We start from the raw sequence: 23,667 nt of genomic DNA on the forward strand, positions 1-23,667 counted from the left end.
TATGATTTCACAAGCTAAACTCAATAAAGAGATAGATTTGATTATTGAAAATGCTATACGCGAAGACGTAGGCCCCGGTGATTATAGTTCGTTATCCTGTATCCCCAGTGATGCTACCGGAAAAGCAAAACTTCTGGTCAAAGAAGCGGGCATTATAGCCGGTGTGTCGTTTGCCTGCAATGTTTTTAATTATGTAGACCCTTCGTTAGATGTAGAAATATTGATTAAAGATGGAGCAGAAGTTAATATAGGCGACATCGTATTTTATGTAAGTGGAAATTCTCAAAGTATTTTAAAGGCCGAGCGTCTTGTGCTAAATGCTATGCAGCGTATGAGTGCTATTGCAACAAAAACTAAGCACTATGCAAACTTACTGGAGGGCACAAAAACAAAAATTTTAGATACACGTAAAACCACTCCTGGATTTAGAGCCTTAGAAAAAATAGCTGTAAAAATAGGAGGTGGAGAAAATCATCGCTTTGCATTATACGATATGGTGATGTTGAAAGATAATCACATTGATTTTGCAGGCGGAATAACTTTAGCAATTCAAAAAACACAAAAGTTTTTAGCCGAAAATAATCTTGATCTTAAGATAATTGTAGAGGCACGAGATCTTACTGAAGTTAAAGAGATTTTAGCGGCAGGTGGTGTTTATCGTATATTACTTGATAATTTTAATTATGAAAACACTCGTAAAGCCGTAGAAATTATAGGCGATCAGTGCTTAACCGAATCTTCTGGAGGGATTAATGAAGAAACGCTTGTTGAGTATGCGAAGTGCGGAGTAGATTATATTTCTAGTGGAGCTTTAACGCATTCTGTTTATAATATGGACTTGAGTCTTAAAGCTGTATAAATGGATAAAGAGTTCAATGAGAAACTATTAACCATAAAATTTCTGTTGCCGGTAGTAAAATGGGCTAAGGGAGTCATTTTACCCGGTTTTGAAGGACTATCCCTTCATGATTTCTGGGAAATGTATGCGGTAGGTATTCTTAAGGGAACTTTCGCAACACGTGCAAGCGCAATTGCATTTAGCTTTTTTATGGCGCTGTTTCCATTCTTTTTATTTATTTTAAACCTTATTCCCTACGTACCTATAGACGGTTTCCAAACTGAATTTTTAGCTTTTATAAACACAATTCTTCCGCCGCAGACACAAGAATTTTTTGATCCTATTTTATTAGATATTGCAGCTAACCCACGCGGTGGTTTACTTTCATTTACATTAATTTTTGCAATTTTTTTAATGGCAAATGGAGTAAATGCCATATTCACCGGGTTTGAGTACAGTTTTCATAGTATAACTAATAGGCCTATCGTACGTCAATATTTTATTGCTCTAGGTGTTTCGTTAATGTTGGCATTGTTGTTGCTTTCAATTGTTGTAGCCGTATTGTACTTTCAATATATTATTATTGATCTGAAAAGCAGAGATATAGTAGATGAAAATACTTTAAAACTTTTTTCTCAATTGGGAAGTTTTAGTGCTTTATTAATTTTGATTTATGGTGTGGTGGCAACGCTTTATTATTTTGGTACTAAAGAAGGAAAAAACGCCAGGTTTTTTTCAATAGGAGCAACACTTACAACGATATTGTTTGTGGTAACAACCTATTTCTTTGGGATTTACATTAATAATTTTGCTACGTACAACCAGCTTTATGGTTCAATAGGCGCCTTATTAATAATGATGGTGTACATCTGGTTAAACTCAAATTTGTTGTTGCTGGGGTTTGAATTAAATGCCACAATGTATAGATTGAAAAGAAGTCACGAACTAAGAAAAAATTAGAAAAAAAGAGTATTGTTCTTGTTAATAATATTGAATATTAATGTAGATTTAACGAATAACTTAATTAAACAACCCCTTAATTTAGAATTATGAAAAAAGTATATGCGTTTTTAGTTGTAGCACTTATTTGTTCAGCAGGAGTTTTTGCTCAGGATGTAACTGGTAAATGGAAAACCATTGATGACGAGACAGGAGATGCAAAATCTATAGTTGAGATTTATAAAAAAGATGGTAAGGTTTATGGTAAAATTGTTGAAATTTTAAATAAGGACCGTCAGGATGCTAAATGTGTAGATTGCCCTGGTTCAGATAAAGGTAAGCCTGTAAACGGTCTTGTCATAATTAAAGGATTAGAAAAAGATGGTGATGAGTATGCAGATGGTAAAATACTTGATCCTCAAAGTGGTAAACTGTACAAATGTCTAATAGAATTAGAAGGTGCAAATAAACTTAAAGTTAGAGGTTATGTAGGCTTTTCTTTATTAGGAAGAACGCAATACTGGACTCGCGTAAACTAAAAATTTATCACCCATAATCTAAGGCTGTTTCTAAATATAGAGACAGCCTTTTTTTTATCTTTACCCTGTGTATTTTGTAGATGTAATCTTACCTATTCCTGTTGAAAATGCATTCACTTATCGTATAAGTGAAGCCGAGTATTCCTTTATTAAACCTGGGATGCGTCTCGCTGTACCCTTTGGTAAAAGTAAGATTTATACATCATTGGCTATCGCAGTACATCAAAATGAGCCACGCATTTATGAGGCTAAAGAGATAGAGCAAATCCTAGATGAGACACCTATTGTTCATCCTGAACAACTCACCTTTTGGAAATGGATGGCAGAATATTATATGTGTACTTTAGGAGAAGTAATGCGTGCGGCCTTGCCTGGTGCTTTTTTATTAGAAAGTGAGACCATCATAAAACGACTGGTTAAAAATGATAGTACCCCACATTTAGATGTCTTAGATGAAGATGGGGAGATGATTCTTCAGGCTTTTGAGAACAAACCTATTTTGCGCATAAGTGAGGTAATGCAATTACTGGGTAAAAAGAAAGTTCTTCCCAGTATTAAAAGTTTAATAGATCTTGATCTGGTTATGCTAGACCAGGAAATCTATGAAAGTTACAAGCCTAAGTTGATCACCTATGTTCGATTAACTAAGGAATTTGAACAAGAAGAGAAGATGCATCAGGCATTAGATGATTTAGACAATGCACCTAAACAGCGTGAACTATTGCTTACGTATTTTTCATTACAGGCACGATCTAAGAAACCTATTAAATCTAAAGAATTGCAAGATGCCAGTAGCGCAAGTGCTACTCAATTAAAAGCTTTGGTCTCTAAGGGTATTTTTGAAACTTACAAAATTCAAAAAGATCGTATAGCCTATTCTGGGAATGAAGATTCACACATAAAAGAATTAAATAGTCAACAAGAGCGGGCATTAAGGGAGATTAATGAATCTTATAAAAATCATGAAGTTTGCCTATTGCACGGAGTAACGGCCTCGGGTAAGACAGAAGTATATGTTAATCTAATTAAATCGTATCTCGATGCTGGCAAACAAGTTCTTTATTTATTACCAGAAATTGCCCTAACCACTCAGCTAGTAGTGCGTTTACAGGAGTATTTTGGTAACCAACTTTCTGTGTATCATTCTAAATACTCAGTTCATGAGCGTGTAGAAGTATGGAATAATGTACTGAATAAAGAATCAAAAGCTCAGCTTATTTTAGGGGCGCGCAGTGCTCTTTTTCTTCCGTTTAATAACTTAGGTCTTGTGGTTGTAGATGAGGAGCACGAGAGTAGCTATAAACAATATGATCCTGCGCCACGATATCAAGCACGAGATGCGGGTATCGTTTTGGCGAGTTTACAAAAGGCTAAAATTTTACTGGGGTCTGCAACACCTTCATTAGAAACATTCTATAATGCCAGTAGCGGTAAATATGGTTTAGTTACGATGAAGCAGCGCTACGGAAACATTCTAATGCCAGAAAATACGATAATAGATATTCAAGATCGACAACGTAAGAAACGAATGACGGGTCATTTTAGTGATGACTTATTGCGTGCAATTACAGATGCTTTAGCTCTTGGCGAACAGGTGATTTTATTTCAAAATAGAAGAGGATACTCGCCTATACTTGAATGTAAAACCTGTGGTCACGCACCACAATGTCCCAATTGTGATGTGAGTTTAACCTATCACAAGCATCGCGAGCAACTGCGTTGTCATTATTGTGGTTATCATATTGCTATGCTTAAGAAATGTATGGCGTGTGGTAGTGTAGAATTAGATACTAAAGGCTTTGGTACAGAACAAATAGAAACAGAATTAAAAGTACTTTACCCGGAGCATTCCATAGGTCGAATGGATTCTGATACGACACGTGGCAAATTTGGTTTTGAAAAGATAATAACAGCATTTGAGCAAGGAGAACTAGATATTTTAGTTGGAACGCAAATGCTTACTAAAGGACTTGATTTTAGAAACGTGACTCTTGTAGGAATATTAAATGCAGATAATATGCTGAATATTCCAGACTTTAGAGCTCATGAGCGCAGTTTTCAATTGATACAGCAGGTGTCAGGTAGGGCAGGTCGTACTGAGAAAAGGGGGACTGTTTTAATACAAAGCTATAATCCGCATCATCAGATATTGCAGCAGGTTTCTATGAATGATTATGATGCCATGTATCACGAGCAGCTAGAAGAGCGCCATCAATATAAATATCCGCCGTTTTGCAGGTTGATTAAAATAACATTGAAACACCGAGATTTTCAGAAAATTGAAGAATCTTCACAATGGATGGGGCAGGCATTAAAGAATATCTTTAAAGAAGAAGTTTTAGGACCTGAGCCTCCTCCAGTTTCCAGAATACGTAATGAATATTACCGAAATATTCTAATCAAGATTCCGCGAAAGCAAAGCCTCGCAAAAACGAAAAAAGCGATTTTAAGAGTGCGAACAAGTTTTTTGAGTGTTTCACAATTTAGAAGCGTTAAGGTAGTAATTAACGTAGATAACTATTAGGTATAAAAAATCCCGATTACTTAATCGGGATTTTAAAAATATATTTGTTTGTGGTATTATTTAGATAAAGCTTCCATAAGCTTTGTTTTCTTATGTCTACTTAACGGTATCTTATCTCCCTCAATCTCAATATTACGACTGTTGTATTTCTCAACTTTGTCCAGATTAATAATATAAGACTTATGAATTCTCATAAAACGTTCTGAAGGCAGCTGCTCTTCAAAAGCCTTCATGGTAGAAAGTACAATAATAGGCTCGTTGTAAGTAACAAGCTTCACATAATCTCCTAAAGCCTCGATAAACTTAAGGTCATTAAGAAATACTTTTTTCTTTTTAAGATTGCTTTTTACAAAGATATAGTCATCATCTTCAACACTGCCTTCCGTTTTAAGGCGGTGTAAATTAATGGCTTTATGTACAGCATTTAAAAAACGATCTTTAGTAAGTGGTTTACGTAAATAGTCTATAGCATTGTAATTAAATGCCTTATATGCATATTTAGTTTTACCTGTAACAAAAATTATCTGAGGCTTGTGAACCAAGTCGTCAAGCAAGTCAAACCCTGTAAGAATAGGCATTTCTATATCTAGAAAAATAAGGTCAACCTTAGTTTCTAACAGACCGTTTTTGGTTTCAATTGCGTTATTGTATTGTGCTGCCAAACGCAGGTTAGGATGATCTTTGATCATTTTAACAATGGCAAGACGCTGTAAGCTTGAGTCATCTACTACAGCACAGTCTAGTATGAGTTCTTCCAAAATATTTAATGAGATAACATTAGTAACAAATCTTACTGCAATATAAGTATTTACAAATTACTTTGTGTATTTCATCGATATATTTTTTGATATCTTAATTGGCTGAATGAAATGAGTATAAATTCATTTTAAGATTATGTATAAATAGAGTTTGTTAAGTGAAAAAATAACATTACTTTTGCACTCATTTTTATACAAATAAACATTTTTTATGAATCATTACGAAACTGTTTTCATCTTGAATCCCGTTTTATCTGATGACCAGGTAAAGGAAACAGTAAAGAAATTTGAAGATTTTCTTGTTTCTAACGGTGCCAAGATGATATCCAAAGAAGATTGGGGGCTAAAAAAATTAGCTTATGCAATCCAAAACAAAAAAAGTGGTTTCTACCATCTTTTTGAATTCACGGTGCCTGGAGAGGTTATCAAGAGTTTTGAACTAGAGTTTAGACGTGACGAACGTGTTATGCGTTTCTTAACTGTAAGCTTAGACAAGCACGCGATTGAGTGGGCTGAAAAGCGTAGAAAACGTAACAAAGAAAAAGCATAGTTATGGCATCATCTATAGAGCAACAAGCAAAAGCTAAGAAAGATGGGGAAATCAGATATTTAACTCCGTTAAATATTGAAACCTCTAAAACAAAAAAATACTGTCGTTTTAAGCGTTCTGGTATTAAATATATTGATTACAAAGATGCAGATTGGTTAGCTTCTTTTGTAAATGAGCAAGGTAAATTGTTACCACGTCGACTTACAGGAACTTCTTTGAAGTATCAGCGTAAAGTAAGTGTAGCAGTTAAAAGAGCAAGACATCTTGCACTTATGCCTTATGTAACTGATTTATACAAATAAAAACTAGATAAGATGGAAGTTATTTTAAAGAAAGACGTCGAAAATCTAGGATTTACTGATGATCTTTTAACTGTGAAAAACGGTTATGGAAGAAATTTTCTTATCCCACAGGGTTACGCAATTTTAGCAACTCCTTCTGCTAAGAAGGTTTTAGCTGAAAACTTAAAGCAACGTGCTTATAAAGATAAGAAGATTGTAGATGCTGCTAAAACTCAGGCTGAAAAATTAAACGGTTTAGATATTAAACTTACAGCTAAAGCAGGTGAGGCAGATAAATTATTCGGTTCTATTACAGATGCAGATCTTGCAGCTGCTCTTGCTAAAAATGGTGTAGAGATAGACAGAAAATATATTACAATTGCAGGTGGTAACATTAAACGTTTAGGTCAATATGAAGCTAGTCTTCGTTTTCACCGTGAGGTTGTTGCTACTCTTACATTTGATGTTGTAGCAGAAGCTTAAGACATTCAAGTTATAAATCAAAGCTTCCGCTAACCGCGGGAGCTTTTTTATTTTAAAAAAATAGGCAATGAAATATATCAGACTTACAAAAGAGCAATTAGAAGAGATGCATAAAGAGTTTATCAACTTTTTAGCAGCACAATCTATAACTGCAGAGGAGTGGGAATCTATTAAAAGAGATAAACCCGAAGTTGCAGAACAAGAACTTGATGTATTTAGCGATTTAGTTTGGGAAGGCGTACTTAGTAAAGTTGAATATCTTGAGCATTTTTCTGCTCAGCATATGTTTCTTTTTAAAGTAGGAGATGTAAAAATTAGTATGATTTCTGTTGAAGTAGAAAATAAAGAAATAGATATTACTACACCAGCCGGCTACAAATGGTTACAGAGTAACTTTATGAAAGACGAAGTAAACTTGTATACTTCGAGTAAGCTTTTATCTGAAGATCGTAACAATGATATTTTTGTATTAATACGACAGGGAGCTTCGATTACTCAAGGTGATTTATTTGCCTGGTTTGAGAAATTTGTAGAAGTTGAATAGAAACTTAATTTTAGAAAAAAGCCTGTCTGATTTAAAATCAGACAGGCTTTTTTTTATTCATAACGTAACGATTCTATCGGGTCTAGTTTAGCAGCTTTTATAGCGGGGAATAAACCTGCAACAATTGCCACAATAATAGTTATAGCGGTAGCAGAAAGCATTGCAATCCACGGAGTGGTAAAATTAAAATTGGCAACTGTAGAAATGAGCAATCCTATAGAGATCCCCAATATAATGCCTAGTATACCTCCAAATTGCCCAATGATTATAGTTTCCATTAAAAATTGACCGGCAATAATTGACTTTTTGGCACCTAAAGCTTTTCTAACACCTATCTCCCGTGTGCGTTCAGTAACTGAAACTAACATGATATTCATCAAAGCTATAGAAGATCCTAAAACGGTAATCATACTAATGATCCATGCCGCCATAGAAAGATATCCGCTAATTTGCGAAATTTGATTTATTAAGTCGTCACTTCTGCCTATTCCGAAGTCATTTTCTTCAACAGGAGCTAATTTTCTAATATTTCTAAAGGTAATCACAGCTTCGTCCAAAGCGCCGTCAAGCAATTGTTTATCGTCTACTTTAACGCTAACATTATAATTTATATTAGGAGCGGTAAACATTGAGCGCGCAATCTGTATGGGTATAAGAACACGTAGATCCTGGCTGTTTCCAAAGGTGGAGCCTTTCTCTTCCAAAATGCCTATTACTTTAAATTTTGTTCCGCGTATGCTTATTGTCTTATCAATAGGATCTAAATTTTTAAAAAGTCCGTTTCTAAAATCACTTCCCAAAATACATACGTTGTTGTTATTTTCTACATCAAACTGATTAAAATTTCGGCCCTGCGCCAATTCTAGTCCAGAATTCTCAAGAAAATTTTCATTAGTCCCTAGAACGGTTACTTCAGGATCTGTATCTTGATTCTCATATTTAACCTCTGCATTGGCTGTACCTGTAAAAGATACTGCGACGTGCGTCATCGGGTAGGTATAGCGTTCTTCAAAATCGCGAACCTGGGTATATCGAATGGTAGGATTTACTTTTTGAGTCTCACCACTACCACGTCTTTGGGTTGTAAACTCATAGCGCTGTATGTTAAAGGTGTTTGATCCCATAGAAGAGAAATCACTACTAATTGTATTTTCAAGTGCTTTTACAAGGCTTAAAATAGCAACCAAAGCAGTTATACCTATAGCAATAATCACTACAGTAAGTATGGTTCTTAAAAGCTGACTGCGTATCGCATCAAAAGCGATACGTAGATTTTCCCTAAAAAGTGAGAACATAAAATTAAGATTTGAAACTATAAGTCTGCTAAAGTGCTAAAAAGTTACCGTTTTAAAAAAATAAGAAGTGGCAAACCCTCAATTTTTTAAGATATTTGCAGCCGCGTATCTTTATAGATGCCTTTATAAATTAAAATTAAGCATTTACTGCTTTTGAACAGATATTAAAAATGGCCCAAAAACCAAGTATACCTAAAGGAACCCGAGATTTTTCTCCTGAAGAAGTTTCAAAACGTAACTATATTATAAGTAAGTTACGACATAATTTTGAGCTATTTGGTTTTCAGCCTATAGAGACGCCGTCTTTTGAAAACAGCAGCACCTTAATGGGTAAATACGGTGAAGAAGGTGATCGTCTTATTTTTAAAATATTAAATAGTGGCGATTACTTAAATAAAGCTTCTGAAGAGAATTTATCTTCCAAAAACAGCACTGCACTTACTTCAGAAATCTCAGAAAAAGCATTACGCTATGATTTAACAGTACCATTTGCACGCTATGTGGTGCAGCATCAAAATGAGATAGAATTCCCATTTAAACGGTATCAGATTCAGCCGGTTTGGAGGGCAGATCGTCCTCAGAAAGGCCGTTTTAGAGAGTTTTTTCAATGTGACGCAGATGCAGTTGGTTCAGACAGTTTGCTTCAGGAGGTTGCATTTATTCAACTTTATGATGCTGTTTTTACAGATTTAGGGCTGAAAGGCGCAACGGTAAAAATGAATAACCGTAAAATACTATCTGGTCTTGCTGAAACTATAGGCGAAGCCGATAAATTAATAGATTTTACAGTAGCCTTAGATAAACTAGATAAAATAGGCGAGGAAGGTGTTATAAAAGAAATGCTTGAAAAAGGTATTTCTGAAAAAGCAATCGAGCGTGTGAAGCCTATTTTTAGAGTTCATGGTAATTTTGCTGATAAACTAATTTTATTAAAAGCACTATTAACCGATTCTGAAATTGGTAAAAAAGGAATTGAAGAGTTAGAATATATACACACCAAGATTGAAGCTTTAGGACTTAAATCTATAGAGCTAGACCTTGATGTTACTTTAGCCCGCGGGCTTAATTATTACACCGGGGCGATTTTTGAAGTTGCTGCACCTAAGGGGGTAGCTATGGGAAGTATAGGCGGTGGCGGTCGTTATGATGATCTTACCGGTATTTTTGGGTTGAAAGATATGAGTGGTGTAGGTATTTCATTTGGTCTTGATCGTATTTATCTGGTCATTGAAGAATTGAACCTCTTTCCCGAACAGGCATTAAAAGGAACACGATTGCTTTTTATAAATTTTGGTGAAAACGAATCACTGTATTGCTTAAAGGCGGTGCAGGCATTGCGAGAGGCAGGTATAACGGCAGAGTTGTATCCTGATGCTGCAAAAATGAAAAAACAGATGTCTCACGCAGATAAACGCAATATCAAGTTTGTTGTTCTTGCCGGAACTCAAGAGATGGAAGAAAATGTTTTCACCTTAAAGAATATGAAAACTGGAGATCAACAGCGATTAAATCTTACAGATTTGATATCAGCAATCTCATAGTATTGCTTAAACTAAAAAAAAATCCCGAGCTGAATAGTTCGGGATTTTTTTGGCTTTTATTTTTTGGCTCTATTGATTTTCTAATAATTCTGACGGTGGTGTATAATCAAAAAGACGCTGTTCTTTAATTTGATCTGCAATTCCCTTAGGAAGCATAGCTTCCCATCCTTCTTCATTATTATTGATCATTTTAAGTACCTGTCTCGAAAATACATTAAGAATATCTGGATTGTAGTCTTCAATATCTACAACGCGACCGTTGTATTTAAAGAATTTGTACAACTCTTTCATACGTGGATGAACTTTTAAGTTCTCGCTGGTAAAGAATTCGCCGGTTTCAGGATCGCGCATAGGATATAAATACACTCGTAAATCTTTAAAAAATAATTTTCCAAAGGCTTCAAGTATTCCACCACTTAAGTGTCTGTAATACGACTCATCAAATATGTCAATAAGGTTGTTTACCCCCATTGCAAGTCCCATACGTTCTTTAGTATAGCGCGAGAAGTATTCCACAAGACGATAATATTCCTGAAAGTTTGAAATCATTACCGTGTGACCCAGATTACAAAGCAATCGAGCACGTGCCATAAAATCTTCCTCATCAATTTCACCTTCGGCACGTAAGTTAGAAAGGGTGATTTCAAAAATAACTTCGGTGTTCTCTTCTTTTACCCTGTTTTCATTTAAGAAAATTTCAAGTGATTTACGATACATATCGGTATTCACTTTAGTCACGGGTCTAAAACTTCCGCGAAGCGCTAAAATATTTTTCTTATAGAGTATTTTTGCGGCCAGTACATTGTTACCATCAGGTCCAAACATTACCGAGTCTGTAAACCCATTTTTGACCAATTGCAAACTCATTAAGCGATTATCTACACGCTCAAACTGTGGACCGGAGAAATTGATCATATCAATTTCTATCTGATCTTTATCTATATGGTCGTATAAGTAGCGTAGTAATTTTTTAGGAGAGTCATATTTATAGTAGGCGCCGTAAATTAGATTTACTCCTAGAGTACCTAATGTTAGCTGTTGTAAACGTGCATCGGTCTCGTGAAAACGCACGTGTAAAATAATCTCATTAAACTCAGCTTGTGGCTCTGTCTGGTATTTTATACCTACCCAACCGTGACCTTTATATTTTTTAGCAAAATCTATAGTAGCAACGGTGTTAGCGTAGGTAAAATAAATTTTGTTAGGGTGTTTTTCGCGCGAAATTCTATTCTCAAGTAAGTTCGTCTCGTGCGTAAGCATCTTTTTTAATCGCGCTTCGGTAACATAACGGTGGTCTTCTTCTACACCATAAACGGCATCACTAAAGTCTTTATCATAAGCAGACATCGCTTTTGCAATGGTACCACTAGCTCCACCTGCTCTAAAAAAGTGTCTTACTGTTTCTTGTCCTGCACCAATCTCTGCAAACGTCCCGTAGATGTTTTCATTAAGATTTATGCGTAGTGCTTTGTTAATTAGGGAAGGTATGTTTTCAAACTCTTTATCACCTTGAATTGTTATAGGCATTGTGCTAAGTTTTGGGTAAATATAGGATAGTTCCTTTAGGGGTTAAAGGTAACAAAATGGTAGGGCTTACAAAAAATTAAGTGTAGTTTTGTTCTAAATTTCACAGGTTTGAAAGTTACCTTTTTAGGCACAGGAACATCACAGGGCATCCCCATTATAGGCAGTACGCATCCCGTTTGTCAAAGTCGCGATATGCGTGATAAAAGGTTGCGTGTTTCGGTTTTAATTAACTATAATAATGCGAATTATGTAATTGATTGTGGGCCCGATTTTAGACAGCAAATGTTACGCGAAAACGTGACGCATCTTGAAGCTTTATTGTTTACACATGAACATGCAGATCATACTGCCGGTTTAGATGATATACGACCATTTTTCTTTAGGCAGGGAGATATTCCACTTTATGCGCATAAGCGTGTAATTGGCGAACTTAAAAGACGTTTTGATTATATTTTTGAAACTGAAAATAGATATCCTGGTGCTCCTGCAGTAGCAATTAATGAAGTCGTTAACAACGTACCTTTTAAAATTAATGATCTTAAAATAGAGCCGGTAAATGTAATGCACGGTAATCTTCAGGTATTTGGGTACCGATTTGACAAGTTTGCTTACTTAACCGATGTAAAAACTATTTCTCCTGAAGAGAAAGAAAAACTTAAAAATCTTGATGTTTTGGTTGTAAATGCACTTCGAGAAGAACCGCATTATACTCATTTTAATCTAGAGGAAGCGCTCGCGTTTGTAGCTGAAGTAAATCCTAAACAAACCTATTTTACTCACATTAGCCATTTGCTGGGTTTTCACGCAGAAGTAGAAGAGAAGCTTCCAGAAAATGTTCATTTAGCTTATGATGGCTTAACATTAGAAATTTAAAATTATGCGTCGCAATATATTTTTGTACTTATTCTTATTTGTCTCTTTATGGGTTGTTTTTCAATATGTAAACTCTACTAAAATTTATGAAAATCAAGAAGCTCAAATCGCCAGGCTTGAGGAAAAATTGCAGAAAGCAGATTCGGTGTCTGCAAATATTCAGGGAGATCAATCGGCACGTTATTTTAAATTAGCCAACAATGATAATGCTTATTCCTATTTTGAAAGCTTTGGGGTTGATTACACAGATTTAGAAGCACGAATAGAATCTGCTCTTATAAGCCAAAACGGGACTTCAGGAAATCCTCTGGTGACCTATGATAGTGCAGCCGGAAACGTTTTTCAAATAAATAAAATAGAAGTTCTTAACCACAAATGGGTTATTGCAGATTTTAGCGACGGCAAACGCTGGGGTGAACTTATTTTACTTTATGATGTGGCAAAGGACGGAAGCATTTCTTTTGAAACGCTTCAGAGTGTCCTTTATCCATAATTTTAGTGTTTCAGTAACCAGTCTTTTAAATCGTAAAAATTCTGAGGTGCTACACCGTGTCCTACAGGGTACTCATTCAATTTTGCAGCAATTCCTAACTTTTCTAAATATGCAGGAATTTGGCGTGCTGCAGTTACAGGGATTACCTGATCTACACTACCGTGTGAACTAAATACAGATAAATGACTGTATGCACTTAGGTCGGTTTTTGCATTGGTGATTTCTGCATTTACATAGCCACTAAGTCCTATAATATTTTTTACCTTTTCAGGATAGGTTAATGCAACTGCATAACTTAGTATGCATCCCTGACTAAAGCCAAGCAGCGTAACGTTAGCAGCATCTAAGTCGTAGGTTGCAACAGCCTCGTCAATAAATTTTGCAATAAGTTCTCGCGACTCTATAGCTTCTTCATCGTCAGACCATTTCCCATCTGTTGCATCCCAATGTATGGTGTACCACGCATTACCTGAAGGTTGCATAGGTCTTGGTGCTTTTGCAGATATAACAAAATAGTTATCAGGTAATTCTGGTGCAAATGAAAATAAATCTTCTTCATTACTACCATAACCGTGAAGTAATAGTATAAGCGGAGATTTTGAAGTTGTTGTAGTTTTTGGTCTTTGTATTAAATGCTCAAGTGAAAGCGTACTCATATTATTGTATAAAGGTGAACCACTTTTGAAATTGTTTTCCTAAAAGTGGTACAGGGGTGAATGTACCTTGAAAAGCGCTGGTAATACCATAACCCCAAAGTACAATGATAAAAATATAAAAGCCTATTGATGCAGGCCAACTGTTTAGAAATGAAACTAAAAAGCCCAACGCAAAAAAGCTTAAAAAAATGCCGAAAGCTTGTCTGATATGAAAGCGGGCAAATGTATTTTCAGAATCTGAATTCATAAAAATTGCGATAACTGTTCCTATCATACTTAGATAAGCGATTATGGCTGTTGTTTTACCTTCTTTAATTATTTGGTTATTCATTTAATTATGATGCTATAAATTGATTGTTAGCAATAATGCCGTAAACACTTCCCTTTAACTTAGCTCCTAAAAAAGCTGCATTTTTAGATTTAGCTAGAATCGCTTCTTTGGTAAAAGTGCTTGTGCCTTTTGAAGTAAATAACGTAAGATTTGCCGGTTCATTAAGTGTTATAGTTGCTTTTTTACCTGTAAATCGTAGTGCTCCTGCTGTAAGTAGTTGCACCGCTTTACGTTCAGAAACTAAAGTAAGCAGCGCTCCTAACGTAGCTTCCTGTGCTATAGTGCCGAATTTTGCGTGATCAAATTCAAGTTTCTTTTGCTCAATATCTAGCGGATTGTGGTCACTGGTTACCATATCAATACTGCCATCTTTAACTCCTGCAACTAAGGCTTTGCGGTCTTCTTCGGCTCTTAATGGAGGAAGTAGTTTATAGCGGGTATCAAATTCTTCTAACTCTTGATCTGTATAAAAAAGATTTGCAATAGCAACACTGCAGGTTACATCGAGACCTTTAGCTTTTGCTTCTTTAATTAGTTTTACACTTTGAGCGGTAGATACTGTGGGTATGTGCAATTTGCCACCAGTATATTCTAGAATATAAAGATCACGTGCGATCTGCAAATGTTCGGCAAGGGCAGGAATTCCTTTTAAGCCCAGTTTAATAGCAGTTTCCCCTTCGTTTGCCATTCCTTTCATTACTAAATCATTTTCCTGCGGAAAGGATAATACTAAACCATCAAAACCCTGGGTGTATTGTAAAGCAATTTTAAGCAGGTTAGGATTGCTAACAGCGTGTTGATAATCACCAAAGGCAATAGCCCCGGCTTGTTTCATATCATACAATTCAGCTAAATCTACACCTTCAGATTTTCGGGTTAAAGCACCTATAGGGTAGAGGCTTACCGCACTGCCGGCAGCTTTATTTTTTAAAAAAGAAACACCAGAATTTGTATCAATTACAGGATAAGTATTTGGATTTACTGCTACAGCTGTAAAACCACTTTTTGCAGCGACTATTAGTCCGTTTTTTATAGTTTCTCGTTCCTCAAATCCCGGTTCTCCTATGCTTATGCTGCTATCAAACCAACCCGGAGAAACCATTAAGTTTTCAAAGTTAATTAGCTCTTCACCTTTAGTCGCTTTAAGGCTGGGGGCAATTTCTGTTACAATCCCATCTTTTATGCGTATGTCTACCTGTTTACCGTGATGCTCATTACTCTCATCATGAAGAGTTGCCTGTGTGATGCGTGCGTTCATTTAAGAAATTTTAGTAGAAGCATTTCAGCAAGAAATGCGAGTAGTGCAAAAATAACAAACCATTTGTAAAATAAATTAAGATCTGAATCGTGTTCTAGTTTGTTAAACAATTTTTTTATATCTGTCGTAAATGATAAATCTGCACTAGACTGCATGTTTACATTCTGTAATTTACTTTCTGCTCGGTCGTGGTTAAATGCGACAATCGCAAGGGTATCTTGCCTGTATTTTACAGCATAAAGTCCATCTGAAAAAATACCTTCTGCAGTAGAAATTGCTATTTTATTGCCTTGCCTTTCTTGTAAAGGAATAAACTGCTTGCCATTTTGTTCAATAACCAAAGCTGCATCAGTTGTAAGTGCTGCGTTAATGTCAAATTTTGTGTTGTTTCCTATCGTATAATAAACCTGCGGTAGTGACAAAGCGGCTAATGCCATCTTATCAAAAGTAGGTACAATAAGCTGCCCATTGATAAAGTTACTATTTACTGGTGCCAAAGCGCCTGTAAACACATACAAATTAGCATTACCCGTTAAGAAGGGATCTCCATTTTCTAGACTAAGAATAGGGTTGCCTGAGGGTAATTTAAAATAGGATTCGACCAGATGTGATTGTAAATTTGAAGACCTTCCTGTAAAAACGTTTTTATAGAGTGGATGGTCATAATTTATCTGGCTTATAAGATTAGGAGCTTCAACCTTTTCAGAAAAAGCCTGAAAGCCGTACGCTTCCAGAATTTCAGTATAACTATCTACTCGATTCTGCATAGCCGGTATAAGCACTACAATACCTCCTTTTTGAGTGTGGGCTTTTAATACATTTACTAATGAACTAGATATGTTTGTAAGTTCATTAAGAACAATCATATTTTGATCTTGCAGAAGTGTATAGTCTAGTTCTTTTTCTGAGATTGATGTAAATTCAAAATTTTGAGAACGAAAGAGTCTTTTTAAAAATTCAGCGTCATTATTTGAAATAGCGAGTACTTTTAAAGGTTCTTGTTTATTAATACTGAAGTAGAACGAATTGTCATATTTTAAAAACGCATCTGAGATACTTACTTTTCCGTTGATCGCTTTATTTGTTGGAATTTGAAATTTTAAGGAAGCGGTATCTTTAGATGCAAATTTAACTGAAGCTTTAGCGATAAGTTTATCGTCATTATAAAGAGAAACCGGCAATTCGGCATCGCTTGGCGCTGTGTTTGAAAGCAAAACGTGCAAATTATACAATTCTGCATTTCTGCTAACACTTATACTGTCTATTGAAAAATTCTCAATATTTACTGGCTTTAGTACGACAGGATATTGTTGTATCGCATTTGTATCAAGCGTGTTTTCTATATTAAAATTTTGAAAATCTGAAAGTAATACCAGCTGTTTAACTGTGTTTTTATGAGTTGAAAATAGTGTATTTAATTTAAGAAGAAGGCTCTGAGAATCTGAAGTGCGTGGCGAAAAATTGATATCTAACAGCGTATTTCGATCTGTCTGAGCATCAAAATCTTTAAAAGTATCATCCCAGGTTGCAATCGTGATGCGCTCATTAGTGGGTAAATTTTCTAGTAAATCCTGAGTCGCTTCAGTAAGTAAAGTTCCCTTTTTACCGGTAGCCTGCATACTAAAAGAATTGTCAATAAAAACAACGGTTTCTTTTGCTAAAGTGGCTTTCTGAGATACCGGGAAATAGGGTTGTGCAAAGGCAAGTATTAAACACGTTAAAGCTGTTAGTCGAGTGGCAAGAACAAGCCATTTTTTTAAAGAACTGCTTTTACGGGTATTTTGAACAAGATTTTGTAGAAATGCGACATTGGTAAATGGTGTTTTCTTATATCTTCTTAATTGAAAGAGATGAATAAGAATAGGAATAAGCAGCAGAAAAAGAGCATAGAGAATTTCGGGGTTTTTAAACTGCATATTGAAGCGCTAAATGTGCTAGACGAAATTAAAAGATTTATAAGAAAGAGCATGCATAAACAAAGTCTTTATTTTAGTTTCTACGTTTAGAAAGGTCATATTCCGGACCGCTTAACTGAGTAGGAATATCTTCTTTACGCGCGGTAAACTTAAATGTTGTTCCCTCTCCTACAGTAGAGGTTACCTTAATTTTTCCGCCTAGATTAGTAACCAGTTTCTTTACTGTAGATAAGCCTATACCATTACCGCGGTTTCCGTTTTTGTCTGTATCTGTCGCAACGGTAAACAGATCAAATATCTCATCTAATTTGTCTTTAGATATACCTATACCATTATCTGTAATTTCAAACAAATAGAAATCCTCATTTTCATCAAAACGAATAGTAATTTCAGGATGTTCTTTATCTGTATATTTTAAACTGTTACCTATTAAATTTAGAAAAATTTGATTTAAAGCAACACGGTTACAATTTAAAGAGTGATTTGCTTCGGGCAGGTGAATAACACATTTATAATCTGTATTTAGCAGATCTTCCAACTCTTCTAATAAATCCTGAAGGTCAAATACCTGGCGTTGATTTATAGTAAGGTTGTCACTTTCATAATGCAATAAAATACCATTTATATATTCTGAAAGAGAGAATGATGAGCTTTTAAGATAATTGAGATAGTCAAGACCTTTTTCGTCTAAAAGTTCTTTGTATTTAGCTTTTAATAAATCTGTTGTGGTAATGATATTGGCCAAAGGCATTTTCATATCGTGAGAAACAACACCTGCAAAGTCTTTTAAAAGGCTGTTTTTTTTAAGCAGGTTTTTTTGTAAAGCTTTGTTTTCTAAGTTCTGACGGTGCAGTTCAAAGAGATTTATTACTTGATTAGCAAGTGCTATAAGAGTTGATTGCTGGCGCTCATTTATAGTTCGCGGCTCGTGATCAAAGACACAAAGCGTACCCAGTGCGTGGCCTCCTTTATCAATTAAGGGTACACCGGCATAAAATATAGCCTTCATATCGCCTGTAACTAAAGGGTTGTCTTTAAAACGGTCATCTTTACGTGCATCTGGAATCACAAAAATAGCTTCTGGTGATTGTATGGCATGTGTACAAAATGATATTTGACGGGGAGACTCAGAAAAAGGAACACCGTAATGTGATTTTAAAAAATTACGATTATAGTCAAGCATCGTAATTAATGCAATTGGAGCTTCACAAATATAAGCTGCAATCTGCGTAATATCATCATAACTTCTTTCAGGAAGCGTTCCTACTAACTTATAAGAATTTACAGCCTCTTGTCTTTTTCTTTCGTTCAGAACTACCGGTTTTAATTAGGTTTAAAGATAGTCAAACAAATATATTTAAGAAAGCACCTTTTTAATTGTAAAGTCAAACGTAGTCCCGTTCTTTCCATCGCTATCAACAGTGATGATTCCGCCCAGTGAGTTCACTAGGTTTTTTACGGTAGAGAGTCCTATACCATTACCTTTTTTACCTTTATTATCGGTTTCTGAAGCTACTGTAAATAAATCGAAAATTGCCTGTTGTTTTTCTTTTGGAATTCCTCTGCCATTATCACGTACCTGTACATAATAATACGCATGATCTTCAACACATCTAAAGTCTATAACACCTGTTTCTTTATCATTATATTTTAGACTATTAGTGATTAGGTTTATAAGAATTTGATTTACCGCAGCTTTATTAGTTTTTAGGTCTAAACTGTTTTCGGGAAGATTAATGATGTAATCTTCATTAATATTTAAAAGGTCTATAAGATCTTCAAGAAGATCATTTAGGTTAAATTCTTCTACATTTTGAATGGTTAAATCTTCACTTTCATAGTAAGCGAGTAGATTATCTATATAATCACTTAAAGAAAACGACGATTGTTTAAGGTAAGCTAAATATGCATTGCCTTGTATATCAAAATGATTTCCGTATTTAGCTTTAAGAATATCTGTTGTGATGATCATATTTGCAAGGGGCATTTTCATATCGTGAGATACAGTGCCTGCAAATGTTTTTAATTGTTCATTTTTTGCGTGCAGCAACTTTTCAATTTTAACCAGACTAATATTATTACGTCTCAGCTCAAATAGATTTTCAACCTGAGTAGCAAGGTCTTTAAGAGAATTTATTTGAACTTCAGAAAGCTTTTTGGGTTTTTTATCTATTACACAAAGTGTACCTAAGGCCTCACCTGTGGGTGTTAATAGTGGTACTCCTGCATAAAAAATTACAGGAAAATCTGCTGAAATTAATGGGTTGTCTTTAAAGCGGTCATCTAATCTAGAGTCAGGTACTATTGTTATTGTCTTAGGCTTTAAAATAGCATGTGCACAAAACGAAATCTCCCGATCACTCTCACATAAATCCCAGCCAATTTTAGATTTAAACCATTGTTTATCTTCACTAACCAGTGAAATTAAGGCGACAGGAACATCACATATTACCGAAGCAAGCCTCGTAATAATATCAAAATTAGGATCTGACGCACTCTCAAGTAACTGTAATTGCTCTAATTGTAAAATTCGGCTTTGTTCATTTTCTGGGAAGTCTGGTATTTGCATGATGGGTATTAATTACAATATTAAGCCTACTCTATAATAAAAAATAAGTATTCTAATTTAGTTAAATAATAGACTGTTAAAGAAATGCAAAATTACAATTTCTAAAAATTAAAATAAGTCCTTTTCAAAAGCACTTAAACCAAAAAGTGCGAAGTCATATTTTACAGGATCTAGAGGATCTAATTCCCGTAGATATTGATCAAGCTCTTCTACTGCTTTAGCATCGTTTTGTGAGCGCTTTAATAACCCCAATTGTCGAGCAACTCTACCACTATGTACGTCAAGAGGGCAGGAGAGTTGTGCGGGTGTAATACGTTGCCATATTCCAAAATCAACTCCAGCCTGGGCTGGTCTAACCATCCATCTTAAGAACATATTGATACGTTTTGCCGCAGAATTTTTTGAGGGATCGCTAACGTGCTTTTGAGTTCGGTTTAAATGGGGTATCTCAAAAAATAACTTCTTAAAATCACTTATTGCAGGTTGCATGCCAGAATTTGAGGCATTAATACTAAAGGCATATTCTAATCCTTTGTGACGAGTGTATATATTCTTTAAACTTGTAATAAACGTAATTAAATCTGTGCCGTTAAAGGTACGGTGTACAAAATTCTGAAGCGTATTTAAATCTTCAGAAGTATGATTTATTATAAAATCGTAAGGCGCATTATCTAGTAACTCTATAAGTTTGTTACCATTGTTGATGATGCTTTTTCGGTTTCCCCAGGCAATAGTAGCCACCAGAAATCCTATGATTTCAATATCTTCTTTTTTAGTAAACTGATGTGGAATTTGTATAGGGTCTGTGCCTATAAATTTTGGACTTTCATAAAGAGTGGCCTTTTCATCTAAAAATTCTTTGAGTTCGCTCTTTTTAAGCTTAAGAGATGATTTTGCCATCTACCATAGTTAATTTACGATCTGCCATTGCAGCCAGATCTTCATTGTGCGTTACAATTACAAAGGTTTGATTGTAAGTGTCCCGAAGTTTAAAAAATAGTTTGTGAAGGTTTTCTGCAGACTCACTATCAAGATTACCAGAAGGTTCATCTGCCAGAATTAAAGCAGGCTCGTTAACAAGTGAGCGAGCTACAGCTACACGTTGTTGCTCACCACCAGAAAGTTGATTTGGTTTGTGATGTATACGATGGCCCAGACCTAAAAACTCAAGCAATTCTTTAGCTTTTTTCTCAGCTTCATGTTTGTCTTTTTTTGCAATATATGCAGGAATACAAACATTCTCAAGCGCCGTAAATTCAGGTAATAATTGATGAAATTGAAAGATAAAACCAATATTTAAATTTCTAAATCGACTAAGTTCTTTCTCGTTAAGTGTTGAGATTTCAATATCATTTATAGATAGATGTGTATTAGGTATTTTATCTGCGCGATCTAATGTTCCCAGAATTTGCAAAAGTGTTGTTTTTCCTGCACCACTTGCTCCAACAATAGAAACAACCTCACCATCTTCAATTAACAAGTCAACACCTTTTAAGACTTGTACGTCTCCATAGGATTTAAAAATAGATTCTGCTTTGATCATAAAGGCAATGCGTGATTAAATGTAATTAAAGGTCAACTAAAGCGACTATTTTAATCACTTTTATTTTACAAAAAACACTTTTTTTTTAAAGAGGCAAAGATAAAGCCTCCATTATAATAATGATCGATAACATTGTGTTTTATCGTTTTGTTTAACGATTTAAATAAAAGTATTAACAAAAAGTTAAACTAAATTCTAAGATATACTTAGAGTCTAAATTTGCGATGCTATGAATACTAATTTAATGACTGCAACCTTTGCAAACGGATGTTTCTGGTGTACTGAGGCTGTTTTTCAACGTTTTAACGGAATTTATAATGTACGCAGCGGTTACACAGGCGGAGTCATAAAAAATCCACCCTATCGCGAAGTGTGTCAGGGTAGAACGGGACACGCTGAAGCTATTCAGTTTGAATACGATCCTGCTGTAATCTCCTATCTAGAGTTACTTCAAATATTTTTCACGACGCACGATCCTACAACATTAAACCGCCAGGGCAACGACGTGGGTACCCAATATCGTAGTGCAATATATTATCATACGGAAGCCCAGCGATTAGAATCTGAAAATTTTATTGCTCTCTTAGAAAAAGAGAAAATATTTGATTCTAAAATTGTTACCGAAGTAACTGAAGCAATGCCTTTTTACCTAGCGGAAGAAGAACATAGTTCATATTACAATAACAACAAACAACAAGGTTATTGCCAGTTTATTATAGATCCTAAAATTAACAAGATAAAGAAGCTTTTTCAGCATAAATTGCAAGAGGCCTATCTTTAAAAACACAAAAAATTGCTTATGTCACCCTACAAAAAGTTTGAAGAGTATAACATTACCGTAAAAGATGAAATAAAAGACAATTATGAGTCTATTATAAAAGGATTAGGTGAAGATCCTTCTCGTGAGGGTATTTTAAAAACGCCGGAGCGAGCAGCAAAAGCAATGATGTATCTAACGAGCGGTAATGATATAGATCCTAAAGCTATTTTAAAAGGGGCTATGTTTAAAGAAGATTACAATGAGATGGTTATTGTAAAAAATATAGAGTTATATTCTCTCTGTGAACATCATTTGTTACCTTTTTTTGGTAAAGCACATATTGCTTACATACCTAATGGACACATTGTAGGATTAAGCAAAATACCACGTATTGTAGATGTATTTGCACGTAGGTTACAGGTTCAGGAACGTTTAACTCACAATATTTTAGAATGCATAAATGACACTTTAAAACCTCAGGGAGTGGCAGTCGTGATTGAAGCTTCTCATATGTGTATGATGATGCGGGGTATTCAAAAACAAAATTCAACAACTACAACATCTGGCTTTAGAGGCCAATTTGAAAAGATTGAAACACGCAATGAGTTTTTAAAGCTTATTAGTTCAGACTTAAAGTAACTATGGCAGGTTATTTGCTTTATATTTATAAAAACAAATAGTTATGAAGACTTTAGACTATAATTTATTGATGAAAGGCATTTTTTTTGATGCTGTAGGTATGCTAAGTATGGCAATTCCTGTAGTTGGGCCTTTTCTAGATTTAGCTTGGGCTCCTGTAGCTGCTAAACAAATGCAAAAAATGTATCCGGGTCGTAATGGAAAGTTTGCTTCTGTTCTTGTTTTTATAGAAGAATTACTTCCTTTTACAGATATCATCCCTTCATTTACCTTAATGTGGGTTTATACCTTTTTAATAAATATTGAACCTAAATCTAATAGGGGCAAAGTAATACCTATACGAGTAAATAAATAAGAATTAAAAAAGGTGCTCAAGCACCTTTTTTAATTTGTATCTATTGATTTTTTAACCTCTGCATTTATCCATTCTTCTGCGTCACGTTTCGTTTCAAATATTCCGAACGGTTTATTAAAAAACTGACCTTCAATTTTGGCATTTCCTCTTCCTATTGATGTGCGGCTAACTATTGCAAAGGCTCGCAGATTATCTATTTTATTGAGTTCTAAATATATTAACGGATTAATACTGTAAGAGTGATTACGTACAGAGATATAACCGAAGGGTTGATCATTAAAATAATCAAGGCAGGCATTTAAAAAAGCTTTACGATCATTCTCATCGAAATTTATATCAGGATTTACAATACCCAGGGCATAGAAATCTGTAAATTCTATGATACCTGCCTTAAGTTGTATTAGCTTTCTTGTTAATCTCATAATTAAATATAATTAAATTGTAAATAGAAGAGT

The 23,667-nt window shown here is 34.9% G+C and carries 26 protein-coding genes; 14 read left to right on the top strand and 12 right to left on the bottom strand.

All coding sequences use genetic code 11. The features are described from left to right. The first annotated feature begins 1 nt into the window (after position 1). The 4 genes from nadC to priA all read left to right on the top strand — a co-directional run bounded on the left by nadC (position 2) and on the right by priA (position 4,840). Positions 2-859: a carboxylating nicotinate-nucleotide diphosphorylase gene (gene nadC / locus ACEN25_RS00675; RefSeq protein ID WP_441801183.1), complete on the top strand. Its 858-nt coding sequence runs from the start codon at positions 2-4 to the stop codon at positions 857-859. Beyond that, on the top strand, positions 860-1,798 hold the full coding sequence (locus ACEN25_RS00680) for a YihY/virulence factor BrkB family protein (RefSeq protein ID WP_028375814.1): 939 nt from the start codon (positions 860-862) through the stop codon (positions 1,796-1,798). It abuts the gene before it with no gap. Positions 1,799-1,887: 89 nt separating this feature from the next. Next, entirely contained in the window at positions 1,888-2,316 is a 429-nt protein-coding gene (locus ACEN25_RS00685; protein WP_028375813.1) for a DUF2147 domain-containing protein, read from the top strand. 67 nt (positions 2,317-2,383) lie between these two features. Further along, the gene (gene priA / locus ACEN25_RS00690) at positions 2,384-4,840 is read left to right on the top strand and encodes a replication restart helicase PriA (protein ID WP_441801184.1); all 2,457 of its coding nucleotides are present in this window, start codon (positions 2,384-2,386) and stop codon (positions 4,838-4,840) included. Positions 4,841-4,896: 56 nt separating this feature from the next. Here the strand turns inward: priA and ACEN25_RS00695 are convergent, their stop codons facing one another. Next, positions 4,897-5,598, bottom strand: coding sequence for a LytR/AlgR family response regulator transcription factor (locus tag ACEN25_RS00695; protein ID WP_396510205.1), 702 nt, complete (start codon positions 5,596-5,598; stop codon positions 4,897-4,899). Between the two features lie 211 nt (positions 5,599-5,809). Here ACEN25_RS00695 and rpsF point away from each other — a divergent pair, with 211 nt between their 5' ends. From rpsF to ACEN25_RS00715, 4 genes are all read left to right on the top strand, one after another. Beyond that, the gene (gene rpsF, locus ACEN25_RS00700) at positions 5,810-6,148 is read left to right on the top strand and encodes a 30S ribosomal protein S6 (RefSeq protein ID WP_028375810.1); all 339 of its coding nucleotides are present in this window, start codon (positions 5,810-5,812) and stop codon (positions 6,146-6,148) included. Positions 6,149-6,150: 2 nt separating this feature from the next. Next, on the top strand, positions 6,151-6,450 hold the full coding sequence (gene rpsR, locus ACEN25_RS00705) for a 30S ribosomal protein S18 (RefSeq protein WP_028375809.1): 300 nt from the start codon (positions 6,151-6,153) through the stop codon (positions 6,448-6,450). A gap of 12 nt (positions 6,451-6,462) precedes the next feature. Next, positions 6,463-6,912 (top strand): 50S ribosomal protein L9, encoded by a 450-nt coding sequence (gene rplI / locus ACEN25_RS00710; protein WP_028375808.1) that lies wholly within the window; start codon positions 6,463-6,465, stop codon positions 6,910-6,912. A gap of 67 nt (positions 6,913-6,979) precedes the next feature. Then, positions 6,980-7,456: a DUF6495 family protein gene (locus ACEN25_RS00715; RefSeq protein WP_441801185.1), complete on the top strand. Its 477-nt coding sequence runs from the start codon at positions 6,980-6,982 to the stop codon at positions 7,454-7,456. Positions 7,457-7,509: 53 nt separating this feature from the next. Here ACEN25_RS00715 and ACEN25_RS00720 read toward each other — a convergent pair whose 3' ends face one another. Further along, a complete protein-coding gene (locus tag ACEN25_RS00720; RefSeq protein WP_441801186.1) occupies positions 7,510-8,751 on the bottom strand; it encodes an ABC transporter permease in 1,242 nt (413 codons plus the stop codon). Positions 8,752-8,921: 170 nt separating this feature from the next. Here ACEN25_RS00720 and hisS point away from each other — a divergent pair, with 170 nt between their 5' ends. Then, on the top strand, positions 8,922-10,292 hold the full coding sequence (gene hisS, locus ACEN25_RS00725; RefSeq protein WP_441801187.1) for a histidine--tRNA ligase: 1,371 nt from the start codon (positions 8,922-8,924) through the stop codon (positions 10,290-10,292). 69 nt (positions 10,293-10,361) lie between these two features. Here hisS and ACEN25_RS00730 read toward each other — a convergent pair whose 3' ends face one another. Next, a complete protein-coding gene (locus ACEN25_RS00730; RefSeq protein ID WP_441801188.1) occupies positions 10,362-11,819 on the bottom strand; it encodes a TonB-dependent receptor in 1,458 nt (485 codons plus the stop codon). Between the two features lie 108 nt (positions 11,820-11,927). Between ACEN25_RS00730 and ACEN25_RS00735 the strand changes: the two genes are divergently transcribed. Next, positions 11,928-12,692 (top strand): MBL fold metallo-hydrolase, encoded by a 765-nt coding sequence (locus ACEN25_RS00735; protein WP_441801189.1) that lies wholly within the window; start codon positions 11,928-11,930, stop codon positions 12,690-12,692. A 4-nt stretch (positions 12,693-12,696) separates the two neighbouring features. Further along, positions 12,697-13,185 (top strand): hypothetical protein, encoded by a 489-nt coding sequence (locus ACEN25_RS00740; RefSeq protein WP_441801190.1) that lies wholly within the window; start codon positions 12,697-12,699, stop codon positions 13,183-13,185. A 2-nt stretch (positions 13,186-13,187) separates the two neighbouring features. Here the strand turns inward: ACEN25_RS00740 and ACEN25_RS00745 are convergent, their stop codons facing one another. The 8 genes from ACEN25_RS00745 to ACEN25_RS00780 all read right to left on the bottom strand — a co-directional run bounded on the left by ACEN25_RS00745 (position 13,188) and on the right by ACEN25_RS00780 (position 21,458). Further along, positions 13,188-13,841 (bottom strand): alpha/beta hydrolase, encoded by a 654-nt coding sequence (locus ACEN25_RS00745; RefSeq protein WP_441801191.1) that lies wholly within the window; start codon positions 13,839-13,841, stop codon positions 13,188-13,190. 1 nt (position 13,842) lies between these two features. Beyond that, on the bottom strand, positions 13,843-14,172 hold the full coding sequence (locus tag ACEN25_RS00750; protein WP_441801192.1) for a hypothetical protein: 330 nt from the start codon (positions 14,170-14,172) through the stop codon (positions 13,843-13,845). Positions 14,173-14,176: 4 nt separating this feature from the next. Further along, positions 14,177-15,430, bottom strand: coding sequence for a dihydroorotase (locus ACEN25_RS00755; RefSeq protein WP_441801193.1), 1,254 nt, complete (start codon positions 15,428-15,430; stop codon positions 14,177-14,179). Then, positions 15,427-17,346 carry a BatA domain-containing protein gene (locus ACEN25_RS00760; RefSeq protein WP_441801194.1) on the bottom strand — a complete coding sequence of 640 codons (1,920 nt, stop codon included), beginning with the start codon at positions 17,344-17,346 and terminating at the stop codon, positions 15,427-15,429. The genes ACEN25_RS00755 and ACEN25_RS00760 overlap by 4 nt, the downstream gene beginning before the upstream one ends. Before the next feature lie 73 nt (positions 17,347-17,419). Then, positions 17,420-18,658 (bottom strand): sensor histidine kinase, encoded by a 1,239-nt coding sequence (locus ACEN25_RS00765; protein WP_441801702.1) that lies wholly within the window; start codon positions 18,656-18,658, stop codon positions 17,420-17,422. Positions 18,659-18,703: 45 nt separating this feature from the next. After that, on the bottom strand, positions 18,704-19,915 hold the full coding sequence (locus ACEN25_RS00770; RefSeq protein ID WP_441801195.1) for a GAF domain-containing sensor histidine kinase: 1,212 nt from the start codon (positions 19,913-19,915) through the stop codon (positions 18,704-18,706). Positions 19,916-20,023: 108 nt separating this feature from the next. Continuing rightward, the gene (locus ACEN25_RS00775; RefSeq protein WP_441801196.1) at positions 20,024-20,815 is read right to left on the bottom strand and encodes a TIGR02757 family protein; all 792 of its coding nucleotides are present in this window, start codon (positions 20,813-20,815) and stop codon (positions 20,024-20,026) included. Continuing rightward, a complete protein-coding gene (locus ACEN25_RS00780; RefSeq protein WP_441801197.1) occupies positions 20,796-21,458 on the bottom strand; it encodes an ABC transporter ATP-binding protein in 663 nt (220 codons plus the stop codon). Before ACEN25_RS00780 ends, ACEN25_RS00775 begins: the two co-directional genes overlap by 20 nt. 229 nt (positions 21,459-21,687) lie before the next feature. Here ACEN25_RS00780 and msrA point away from each other — a divergent pair, with 229 nt between their 5' ends. Genes msrA through ACEN25_RS00795 form a run of 3 tightly spaced genes read left to right on the top strand, consistent with a single transcriptional unit; the run spans position 21,688 to position 23,212 of the window. Continuing rightward, positions 21,688-22,239, top strand: a complete 552-nt coding sequence (gene msrA, locus ACEN25_RS00785; protein WP_441801198.1) for a peptide-methionine (S)-S-oxide reductase MsrA — start codon at positions 21,688-21,690, stop codon at positions 22,237-22,239. An 18-nt stretch (positions 22,240-22,257) separates the two neighbouring features. Beyond that, a complete protein-coding gene (gene folE / locus ACEN25_RS00790) occupies positions 22,258-22,857 on the top strand; it encodes a GTP cyclohydrolase I FolE (protein WP_441801199.1) in 600 nt (199 codons plus the stop codon). A gap of 43 nt (positions 22,858-22,900) precedes the next feature. Further along, the gene (locus ACEN25_RS00795; protein WP_028375791.1) at positions 22,901-23,212 is read left to right on the top strand and encodes a hypothetical protein; all 312 of its coding nucleotides are present in this window, start codon (positions 22,901-22,903) and stop codon (positions 23,210-23,212) included. A 29-nt stretch (positions 23,213-23,241) separates the two neighbouring features. Here ACEN25_RS00795 and ACEN25_RS00800 read toward each other — a convergent pair whose 3' ends face one another. Continuing rightward, a complete protein-coding gene (locus ACEN25_RS00800; RefSeq protein WP_441801200.1) occupies positions 23,242-23,634 on the bottom strand; it encodes a hypothetical protein in 393 nt (130 codons plus the stop codon). Positions 23,635-23,667 lie beyond the last annotated feature (33 nt).

This window comes from Leeuwenhoekiella sp. W20_SRS_FM14, from assembly GCF_052119605.1.
In the GTDB taxonomy this organism is placed as follows: Bacteria; Bacteroidota; Bacteroidia; order Flavobacteriales; family Flavobacteriaceae; genus Leeuwenhoekiella.

Excerpts from the sequence above, each read along its gene's own strand:
- ACEN25_RS00795 (WP_028375791.1), top strand. The coding sequence starts at position 22,901 with ATGAAGACTTTAGACTATAATTTATTGATGAAAGGCATTTTTTTTGAT.
- nadC (WP_441801183.1), top strand. The coding sequence starts at position 2 with ATGATTTCACAAGCTAAACTCAATAAAGAGATAGATTTGATTATTGAA.
- ACEN25_RS00770 (WP_441801195.1), bottom strand. The coding sequence starts at position 19,915 with ATGCAAATACCAGACTTCCCAGAAAATGAACAAAGCCGAATTTTACAA.
- ACEN25_RS00775 (WP_441801196.1), bottom strand. The coding sequence starts at position 20,815 with ATGGCAAAATCATCTCTTAAGCTTAAAAAGAGCGAACTCAAAGAATTT.
- msrA (WP_441801198.1), top strand. The coding sequence starts at position 21,688 with ATGAATACTAATTTAATGACTGCAACCTTTGCAAACGGATGTTTCTGG.
- ACEN25_RS00755 (WP_441801193.1), bottom strand. The coding sequence starts at position 15,430 with ATGAACGCACGCATCACACAGGCAACTCTTCATGATGAGAGTAATGAG.
- ACEN25_RS00780 (WP_441801197.1), bottom strand. The coding sequence starts at position 21,458 with ATGATCAAAGCAGAATCTATTTTTAAATCCTATGGAGACGTACAAGTC.
- ACEN25_RS00715 (WP_441801185.1), top strand. The coding sequence starts at position 6,980 with ATGAAATATATCAGACTTACAAAAGAGCAATTAGAAGAGATGCATAAA.
- ACEN25_RS00680 (WP_028375814.1), top strand. The coding sequence starts at position 860 with ATGGATAAAGAGTTCAATGAGAAACTATTAACCATAAAATTTCTGTTG.
- rpsR (WP_028375809.1), top strand. The coding sequence starts at position 6,151 with ATGGCATCATCTATAGAGCAACAAGCAAAAGCTAAGAAAGATGGGGAA.
- ACEN25_RS00760 (WP_441801194.1), bottom strand. The coding sequence starts at position 17,346 with ATGCAGTTTAAAAACCCCGAAATTCTCTATGCTCTTTTTCTGCTGCTT.
- ACEN25_RS00800 (WP_441801200.1), bottom strand. The coding sequence starts at position 23,634 with ATGAGATTAACAAGAAAGCTAATACAACTTAAGGCAGGTATCATAGAA.
- folE (WP_441801199.1), top strand. The coding sequence starts at position 22,258 with ATGTCACCCTACAAAAAGTTTGAAGAGTATAACATTACCGTAAAAGAT.
- ACEN25_RS00740 (WP_441801190.1), top strand. The coding sequence starts at position 12,697 with ATGCGTCGCAATATATTTTTGTACTTATTCTTATTTGTCTCTTTATGG.
- ACEN25_RS00685 (WP_028375813.1), top strand. The coding sequence starts at position 1,888 with ATGAAAAAAGTATATGCGTTTTTAGTTGTAGCACTTATTTGTTCAGCA.
- ACEN25_RS00750 (WP_441801192.1), bottom strand. The coding sequence starts at position 14,172 with ATGAATAACCAAATAATTAAAGAAGGTAAAACAACAGCCATAATCGCT.
- hisS (WP_441801187.1), top strand. The coding sequence starts at position 8,922 with ATGGCCCAAAAACCAAGTATACCTAAAGGAACCCGAGATTTTTCTCCT.
- ACEN25_RS00730 (WP_441801188.1), bottom strand. The coding sequence starts at position 11,819 with ATGCCTATAACAATTCAAGGTGATAAAGAGTTTGAAAACATACCTTCC.
- ACEN25_RS00720 (WP_441801186.1), bottom strand. The coding sequence starts at position 8,751 with ATGTTCTCACTTTTTAGGGAAAATCTACGTATCGCTTTTGATGCGATA.
- ACEN25_RS00745 (WP_441801191.1), bottom strand. The coding sequence starts at position 13,841 with ATGAGTACGCTTTCACTTGAGCATTTAATACAAAGACCAAAAACTACA.
- rpsF (WP_028375810.1), top strand. The coding sequence starts at position 5,810 with ATGAATCATTACGAAACTGTTTTCATCTTGAATCCCGTTTTATCTGAT.
- rplI (WP_028375808.1), top strand. The coding sequence starts at position 6,463 with ATGGAAGTTATTTTAAAGAAAGACGTCGAAAATCTAGGATTTACTGAT.